This is a genomic window from Streptomyces sp. DvalAA-14, from assembly GCF_900091855.1.
Classification (GTDB): Bacteria; Actinomycetota; Actinomycetes; order Streptomycetales; family Streptomycetaceae; genus Actinacidiphila.
This window is the reverse complement of sequence record NZ_FMCH01000358.1, coordinates 1-7771: the sequence shown is the minus strand read 5'-3', so window position 1 is coordinate 7771 and position 7771 is coordinate 1. Positions and strand designations below refer to the sequence as shown.

The following is a 7771-nucleotide window of genomic DNA, read 5'->3' as shown; positions in this document are numbered from 1 at the left end:
CGGCCGCGTTGGGTTGGTGGGCGCCCCGTAGGGGCGCGGGGAACTGCGCGCTCAGCCCCGTACGGGCCGGTGGCTTGGAGGTGGCAGCAAGTGGGTCGTTGGGTGGGTCGCGGGGCGTGCCGTCTCGGGCGTGCCTGGGGTTGCGGGGTGCCCGTAGGTAAGGGCGCGGGGAACTGCGCGCTCGGCCGGTCACCGGCCGGTGGTCCCGTGGCGGCGGTAGGTGCCCGGTTGGGTGGGCGGGTGAGGGGTGGGGCGGCCGGCGTCGTGGAGGGGATGGGTTCGCCGGCCGCGGCGAGGGGCTTACGGTGAGCGCGTGAGCGACAACGTGGTGATCGTCGGAGCCGGGATGGCCGGAGTGCAGACCGCGGTGGAACTGCGCGGGCAGGGCTGGCGCGGCGGAATCACGCTGCTGGGCGACGAACCGCACCCCCCGTACGACCGCCCGCCGCTGTCGAAGGCGGTGCTGCTCGGTGCCCCGGGCAGCGACCCCGTCGATGTGCGGTTCGACGTGGACTTCGGCGCCCTCGACGTGGAGCTGCGGCTCGGCGAGCGGGCCGAGACCCTGCGCGCCGAGACCCACGAGCTCGTCACCGACCGGGGAACCGTCCCGTACGACCGGCTGGTGCTGGCCACCGGCGCCTACGCTCTCGAACTGCCGGGGACCGAGTGCCTGCCCGGCGTCCACCCGCTGCGGACGTTGGACGACGCCGTCGCCCTGCGCCCGGTGCTGGAGGCGCGGCAGCGGGTCGTGGTGGTGGGCGCCGGCTGGATCGGCGCCGAATTCGCCACCGCCGCGCGCCAGGCCGGCTGCGAGGTGACCGTGGTCGAGGCAGCGCCGCGGCCGCTGGCCGGTGTGCTGCCCGCCTCCGTCACCGCCCATATGCGTGACTGGTACGACGAGGCCGGTGTGGAGCTGCGGACCGGCACCCCGGTCGCCGCCCTGGAGCCGGGCGTCGTCGTGCTGGCCGACGGCAGCAGACTGGCCGCCGGGGCCGTCGTGGTCGGCATCGGCGCCCGGCCGGCCACCCGCTGGCTGGCCGGCTCCGCGGTCGCACTCGACCCGGCGGGCGCGGTGCTCGCCGACGACCGGCTGCGGACGACCGCCGAACACGTCTACGCGGTCGGCGACTGCGCCTCCGTCCCGTCGGCCCGCTACGGCCGCCGGCTGCTGATCCACCACTGGGACAACGCCATGCAGGGCCCGCGCACCGCCGCCGCCAACGTGAACGGCGGGGACGAGCAGTACGACCCGGTGCCGTACTTCTGGTCCGAGCAGTTCGGCCGCTTCGTGCAGTACGCCGGCCACCACTCCGAGGACGACACGATGGTGACGCGCGGCGACCCGGCCGGTCCCGCCTGGTCGGTGCTGTGGCTGCGGGACGGGCTGCTGGTGGCGCTGCTGGCGGTGGGGAGGCCGCGGGACATGGCGCAGGCCCGCAAGCTGATCACCCGGTCGGCGGCGCTGGACCCGGTCGCGGCCGCCGATCCGGCCGTGCCGCTCAAGTCCGTCGCCCGTTGAGCGCGGGTTGATTCCGTTCGCGCACCGCTCGCGTACCGCTTGCGTATCGCCTCGGGGTCGCGATCGGAACGGCCGCCCGGACGACACCGGTCCGTAGCCCGGTCGGCGTCGTGCCGCAGCGCTTGTCGGTGGCAGGTGGCAGGCTTGTCCCGTGACAGTTTTCTCGTCTGTTGACGCACACATTGACGCTCTCGTCCCTTCCTGGCTCACCCTGCCGGAGGTCGCCGAGCGTCTCGGTCTCGAAGTGACCCGGATCCGGCCGCTCATCAAGGAAGGACAACTCCTTGCGGTCCGCCGCGGTGAGAACAGGGTGCTGATGGTGCCCAGTGACTTCCTCGGTGAGGGGAAGATCATCAAGGGCCTGTCCGGCACGCTGACCGTCCTGAAGGACGACGGGTTCTCGGACGAAGAGGCGCTGGAGTGGCTCTTCACCCCGGACCCGACCCTGCCCGGCACCCCCGCGCAGGCGCTGCGGGAGAATCGCGGGACCGAGGTGAAGCGTCGCGCGCAGGCGCTCGCCGTGTAGCCGCGATCCGCGCCCCGGGGCGAGCCCCGCCGGGGCGCGCCTTGGGGGACCACATGACCACCGCACGTCAGCAGCTCCACGACGCCCGGCTGTACCTCTGCACGGACGCGCGCACCGAGCGCGGTGATCTCGCGGCCTTCGCCGACGCGGCGCTCGGCGGCGGGGTGGACGTCATCCAGCTCCGCGACAAGGGCATCGAGGCCGGTGCGGAGCTGGAGGCACTGGCCGTGCTGGCCGAGGCGTGCCGCCGGCACGGCCGGCTGCTCGCGGTCAACGACCGCGCCGACGTGGCGCACGCGGCCGGCGCGGAGGTCCTCCACCTCGGACAGGGGGACCTGCCGGTCCCGGCGGCGCGCGCCCTGCTCGGCGACGAGGTGCTGATCGGCCGTTCCTGCCACACCGAGGCGGAGGTCAGGGCGGCCGCGGTCCAGCCCGGTGCGGACTATTTCTGCACCGGGCCGGTCTGGCCGACCCCCACCAAGCCGGGGCGCTCCGCGCCCGGCCTCGATCTGGTCCGCTTCGCCGCCGCGCTCGGCAGCGATCGCCCCTGGTTCGCCATCGGCGGTATCGACCACCACAACGTCCATCAGGTGCTTGCGGCCGGCGCCCGCCGCATCGTGGTCGTCCGAGCGATCACCGACGCTCCGGACCCCGCGGCAGCGGCCGCCACCTTCAGCGAAATGCTCCGCTCTGGGTGAGTCTGCCGCCGCGGCGGTGACCGGCTGGTCGGCCGTGGTTGTCCGCGCCGTACGGCGTGCTCGGTCGGCCACCGGCTGGTGGCCCGGTGGCCCGGTGGCGGCAGCAAGTGCCCCTTGGGGTGGCTGGCAGGCTGCGGATTCGTCGTGGTTGTTCGCGCAGTTCCCCGCGCCCCTAGGGGCGCGGACCAGCGGCCACCTGCGGCTTGCCCCGTAGGGGCGCGGGGAACGGCGCGCTCAGCCCCCGTACCAGCCGGCTGGTCCGGCGTGGGCCGGAGCCACCCCGGCGGGTCGGCGCCCTCGGGGGGGTGCGGGGTGCCCGATCGGGGCGCGGGGAACGGCGCGCTCAGCCCCGTACCAGCCGGCTGGTACGGCGTGGGCCGGGAGCTCCCCGTCAGGGCGGGGGGCGTGCCCCTGTGGGGCTCGGGCCGGTGCCGGGCGTCGGGTCGGCGGTGGCCCCTCGCGCGGGGGAGCGCGAGAAGCGCGGGAGGCGCGCGGCGGGGTGGGACCCGGATAGCCTTGGCCGCATGGCCTTCGGCACACCCTCCACCCGCACCGACCGCGCGCTCACCATCCGTGAGCTGCTCGCCCGTGGCGAGCGCTCGTACTCGTTCGAGTTCGCCGCGCCGCGGACCGAGAAGGGCGAGCGGACGCTGTGGAACGCGATCCGGCGGATCGAGGCGGTCGGCCCCACCTTCGTGTCGGTGACCTACGGCGCCGGCGGCTCCTCCCGGGACGGGACGATCCGGGCCACCGACCGGATCGTCTCGGACACCACGCTCACCCCGTGCGCGCACCTCACCGCGGTCAACCACTCGGTCGCCGAGCTGCGCAACATCATCGGGCAGTACGCCGACGCCGGAATCCGCAACATCCTGGCCGTGCGGGGCGACCCGCCCGGTGACCCGCTGGCCGACTGGGTCCCGCATCCGGACGGCCTCACCTACGCGGCGGACCTGGTCCGGCTGATCAAGGAGTCCGGCGACTTCTGCGTGGGCGTGGCCGCCTTCACCGAGATGCACCCGCGGTCCACCGACCCGGCCGCCGACACCCGCCACTTCGTGGACAAGTGCAGGGCCGGCGCCGACTTCGCGATCACCCAGATGTTCTTCGACGCCGAGCACTACCTGCGGCTGCGCGACCGGGTGGACGCGGCGGGCGGCACCATCCCGATCATCCCCGAGGTGATGCCGGTCACCAACGTCAAGCAGATCGAACGTTTCGCCCAGCTCGGCAACGCGCCGTTCCCGCCGGACCTGGCGGAACGCCTGCTGGCCGTGGCGGACGACCCGGCCGCGGTCCGGGCGATCGGCATCGAGTTCACCACCGAGATGTGCCGCCGACTCATGGCCGAGGACATTCCGGGGCTCCACTTCATTACTCTTAACCACTCCACCGCATCGCTGGAGATCTACGAGAACCTCGGGCTGCACCAGCGGGCGGCGTGACACCCCCTAGGTGAGGAAGTGGGCGGGCACATGGGCTACTCGGTGCTCTACATCGCGTTCGGCATCGTCGCGCTGTGGCTGCTCGGCGAGGTCCTGCTGCAGTACAAGGCCCGGCTGCGCTGGCGGCTGCTGGCCTTCGTGGGATTCCTGGGCGTGGTCGGCGGGGTGGCGCTGCGCGAAGTGGTGGTGATCATCCTCGGCGCGCTCGCCTTCGGCGCCGGGCAGTCGCTCGTCACCCTCTCCTACAAGCGGGGCTTCTCCACCGGCTGGTCGCTGGGCGGCCGGCCGGGTTCCAGCCGCCGCCGCAAAGGCGGCGCCCCGCGGTCGGGCGAGCCGGTCCTGGAGGTCACCCCGATCGAGGCGGACGCCGAGCAGGGCGCGGCAGCCGCCCGCCAGGACGCCGATGTGCTCGCCGCCCAAGGCGAGTTCGGCGCCGACGCCGACGACCCGTCGGTCTTCCAGCCGGTCCCGATACACGACGACAGCGGCGAATACCCGCTCTACAACAGCCAGTCCGCCTACACTTCGGACCCGTACACGAGCGGCGGCTACGAGGGCTACGGCACCCAGGGCTACGACGGCTGGAGCAGCGAGCCGCAGCCGGCCGCGGCGAGTACCGGCTACGACCCGCAGTCCGGCTGGGGCAGCCGGAGCGGCCAGGGTTACGGCTACGACCAGGGCGGCGGCTACCAGGAGCAGCAGCAGGCCGCGGCGGCCGCCTACGACGGTTACAACGGCGGCAACGGCAACGGCTACGGCGGCACCGAAGGATACGGCGGCTACGACGCGTACGGTGCCCAGGCCACCGGCACCGGGGACTGGACGCCGCAGCCGCACCCGCAGCACCCCGAGCCCCCGTATCAGGGCCAGCAGCCGGCCGACCCGTACGCCGCCACGGGATACGGATACGACCCGCAGGCGCAGCCGTACATCCCGCAGCAGCAGCACCAGTCGCCCTACGAGTCGCAGCCGCAGCCGCAGTACACCGCCGATCCGACGGAGTACCCGGACCCGTACGACCCCTACCGTTACTGAGCCCGCCACGGAGTGCGGTCCTCGAGCCGCCGCTGAAGCCGTCCCGCCGGCCGCCACCGCGTCCGACGGCGGATCAACCGGGCGCCCGCCCGCGCGGCCCGGCCTCCTCTCCCGGGGCGAAGCCCGGTCGCCTCACTGGCCGGCCGCCAGCAGCGACGGCAGCCGGGACGCCGAGGTACCGATGCCGCTCGGGGTGCGCCAGGGCAGCAGGCCCCCCGCCGCGCCGCCGGGCGCCGCGGGCAGCGCCGAGGCCAGATGGGGGAAGTCCCGGCGGAGCGTCTCCTCCCGGTAGCGGTCGCAGCCCTCGTGCCAGGTGAGGATGCCGGCCAGCCAGTCGCGCAGCTCCTGGGCGTAACCGGCCAGTGCGGTGCGCGCCGCCGGGTCCAGATCGAATTCCTCGAACAGCGCGGGCAGTTGGGTCTCGGTGATGTGCTGGAACTCCTGCAGCCGGCTGGCCATCAGATCGCCGACCACCCCCATGGCCTCCTGCGGCCCGCAGTCCAGGAAGTTCTGCACCACCAGCACCGCGTTGTGGATCTCGCCCTCGAACTCGATCTCCTTCTGGTACGAGTACACGTCGTTGATCAGGCAGGCGAAGTCGGCCGCCGCGGTTTCCATCGCCCGCACCGGGCGGGACCGGTAGATCTCCTCGGACAGCGCGTCGCCGTGGCCGATCCGCGACAGGCTCATGGTCAGGTCGGAGCCGAAGGTCTTGCGGCGCATCTCGATGTAGTCGACCGGGTCGGGCACCCGGTTCTGCTTCTGGTTGGCCACCTCCCACAGCCAGCTCTCGCACATGTCCTCGATCGAGGCGCGGAACTTGCGGCGCGCTGCCGGCGTCATCGGGCCCGCGGTGCGGTGCCACAGGTCGGCCAGCGCGCGCTCCAGCACGGTCAGCGGCGGCGGCACCGAACGCGCGTCGCCGTCCAGCGGCATGAACAGCTTGAAGCGCTCGGTGGTGATCCGGGCCGCCGACATATCGGTGCCGCGGCCGAAGACGATCGGGTAGTAGTCGTCGCCGTAGGTGCCCCAGGTCAGCCAGTCCGTGGTCAGGTCGAGGCCGTCCGCGGTGGCGTCCGGATGGATACCGGCGGCGCACAGCGCGAAGTCGTAGCCCCGCAGCTTCTGTGCGTTCCACAGGCCGCCGGGCAGCGGGAATCCGGGCTCGGGGTCGAGCATGCCCATCCGCTGGCCCCACTCCAGGTTGTGCTCGCGGGAGGCGTCCAGATGCGGGCTGAGGGTGGTCGGGAAGGGCATCGGGATCTCGGGCCGCCGCACCCAGCCGACCCGCTGGTGCGGTACGTGGCTGAAGGAGCGCGCCCGCTGCGGCATCGTCCCGGCCAGGGAGCCGAGGATCTGCGCCGCCGACGTACCCAGACCGGTGGGCCCGCCGAGCACCGCCGGCGGACGGGAGCTGTCGCTCGCGCCGTTCATGTACCGGCTGGAGCGCATGTGCCACTCGTGGCCGCCGGACTGCCAGTCCTGCAGCCCCTTGACGTACGCGAAGACGTCCGCCCGCTGCCGGGGACCGAGGCCGTACTGCTGGAAGAGCGGCTCGACTTCGGTGAAGGCGGTGTGCTCGAACTGCTGGAGCCGGGAGGTCAGCAGGTCGTTGACCCGCTCGGCGGCCTCCTGGGTGCTCAGGCCGAGGAAGTGCTCCAGCACCAAGACCGCGTTGGCCAGTTCGCCCTCCTGCTCGGTCTCCCGCTGGTAGGAGAACAGGTCGTTGCGCAGATGGACGGCGTCGGCGAAGGTGTCGCGCAGCACCCGCATCGGGCGGCTGGCCGCGATCAGGTCCGGGACCTCGGCGTTCGCCGCGTGTTCGATGAGGTTGGCCGACCACGGGGCGCCACCGACCTTGCGGCGCATCTCGATGTATTCGATGGGGTTGGAGATCCGGCCGGCGCTGATGTTGTCCAGCTCCCAGAGGGACTCCTCCAGCAGGTAATGGGTGCTCTCGTGGAAGCGGCGCCGCCAGCCCTCCGACATGGCCGGCACGGTCCGCGCCCACAGGTCGGCCAGGCCCGCTTCGACCTGGTTGGTCGGCTCGGGCACCGGCTGGCTCAGGTCCACCGGCATGAAGGCGGTCAGCCGGTCCAGGTACTCCTTGGCGCCGGCCATGTCCTGGGTGCGCTTGAAGATGTCGAGGAAGTGGTCGTCGAAGAAGAACACCCAGACGTACCAGTCGGTGACCAGGTCGAGTTCGGGGCCGGAGGCGTCGGGATGGGTATAGGCGCACAGCAAGGCGTAGTCGTGGGAGTCGAAGTCCGACTCCTCCCAGATGCCGGATCCCTCGATCATCGTCATGTCACGGGCCCAGGCTTTGGAATGCTCCCGGGCCCCTTCCAGGTGGGGGTTCAGCCGCGCCGGGTACGGCACGTAGAACTGGGGCAGTTCAAAGGGCTGCGGCATGTCCAGGGAGGCCTTCCGGTCGGCGATCATCACCCGGTCACCACGCTAGGCGGCGGCCCCGGGCGCGTGTCAGGGCGCACCGGGTGTTTCCGCCCGATCGGTTGAATTCGGGCAGCCGGTTGATTAACGATCTTGG

6 protein-coding genes are annotated in these 7771 nt (G+C 72.6%); 5 read left to right on the top strand and 1 reads right to left on the bottom strand.

Annotated features, from left to right (window positions below; genetic code table 11):
* Nucleotides 1-346: 346 nt before the first annotated feature.
* From GA0115240_RS18605 to GA0115240_RS18585, 5 genes are all read left to right on the top strand, one after another.
* Nucleotides 347-1519, top strand: a complete 1173-nt coding sequence (locus GA0115240_RS18605; protein WP_093737805.1) for an NAD(P)/FAD-dependent oxidoreductase — start codon at nt 347-349, stop codon at nt 1517-1519.
* Nucleotides 1520-1670: 151 nt separating this feature from the next.
* Nucleotides 1671-2045: an Rv2175c family DNA-binding protein gene (locus GA0115240_RS18600; RefSeq protein WP_093737803.1), complete on the top strand. Its 375-nt coding sequence runs from the start codon at nt 1671-1673 to the stop codon at nt 2043-2045.
* 53 nt (nt 2046-2098) lie between these two features.
* Nucleotides 2099-2743 (top strand): thiamine phosphate synthase, encoded by a 645-nt coding sequence (gene thiE, locus GA0115240_RS18595; RefSeq protein ID WP_093737802.1) that lies wholly within the window; start codon nt 2099-2101, stop codon nt 2741-2743.
* Between the two features lie 524 nt (nt 2744-3267).
* Complete coding sequence (gene metF, locus GA0115240_RS18590) at nt 3268-4188, top strand: methylenetetrahydrofolate reductase [NAD(P)H] (protein WP_093737801.1); 921 nt, start codon at nt 3268-3270, stop codon at nt 4186-4188.
* 18 nt (nt 4189-4206) lie between these two features.
* Nucleotides 4207-5223: a hypothetical protein gene (locus tag GA0115240_RS18585; protein ID WP_176725108.1), complete on the top strand. Its 1017-nt coding sequence runs from the start codon at nt 4207-4209 to the stop codon at nt 5221-5223.
* Nucleotides 5224-5355: 132 nt separating this feature from the next.
* Here GA0115240_RS18585 and GA0115240_RS18580 read toward each other — a convergent pair whose 3' ends face one another.
* Entirely contained in the window at nt 5356-7635 is a 2280-nt protein-coding gene (locus tag GA0115240_RS18580; protein ID WP_176725109.1) for a terpene synthase family protein, read from the bottom strand.
* Nucleotides 7636-7771: the final 136 nt, after the last annotated feature.

Bases quoted from the DNA above. Each gene is read 5' to 3' on its own strand.
- GA0115240_RS18605 (WP_093737805.1), top strand. From the start codon at position 347: ATGGCCGGAGTGCAGACCGCGGTGGAACTGCGCGGGCAGGGCTGGCGC.
- thiE (WP_093737802.1), top strand. From the start codon at position 2,099: ATGACCACCGCACGTCAGCAGCTCCACGACGCCCGGCTGTACCTCTGC.
- metF (WP_093737801.1), top strand. From the start codon at position 3,268: ATGGCCTTCGGCACACCCTCCACCCGCACCGACCGCGCGCTCACCATC.
- GA0115240_RS18580 (WP_176725109.1), bottom strand. From the start codon at position 7,635: ATGCCGCAGCCCTTTGAACTGCCCCAGTTCTACGTGCCGTACCCGGCG.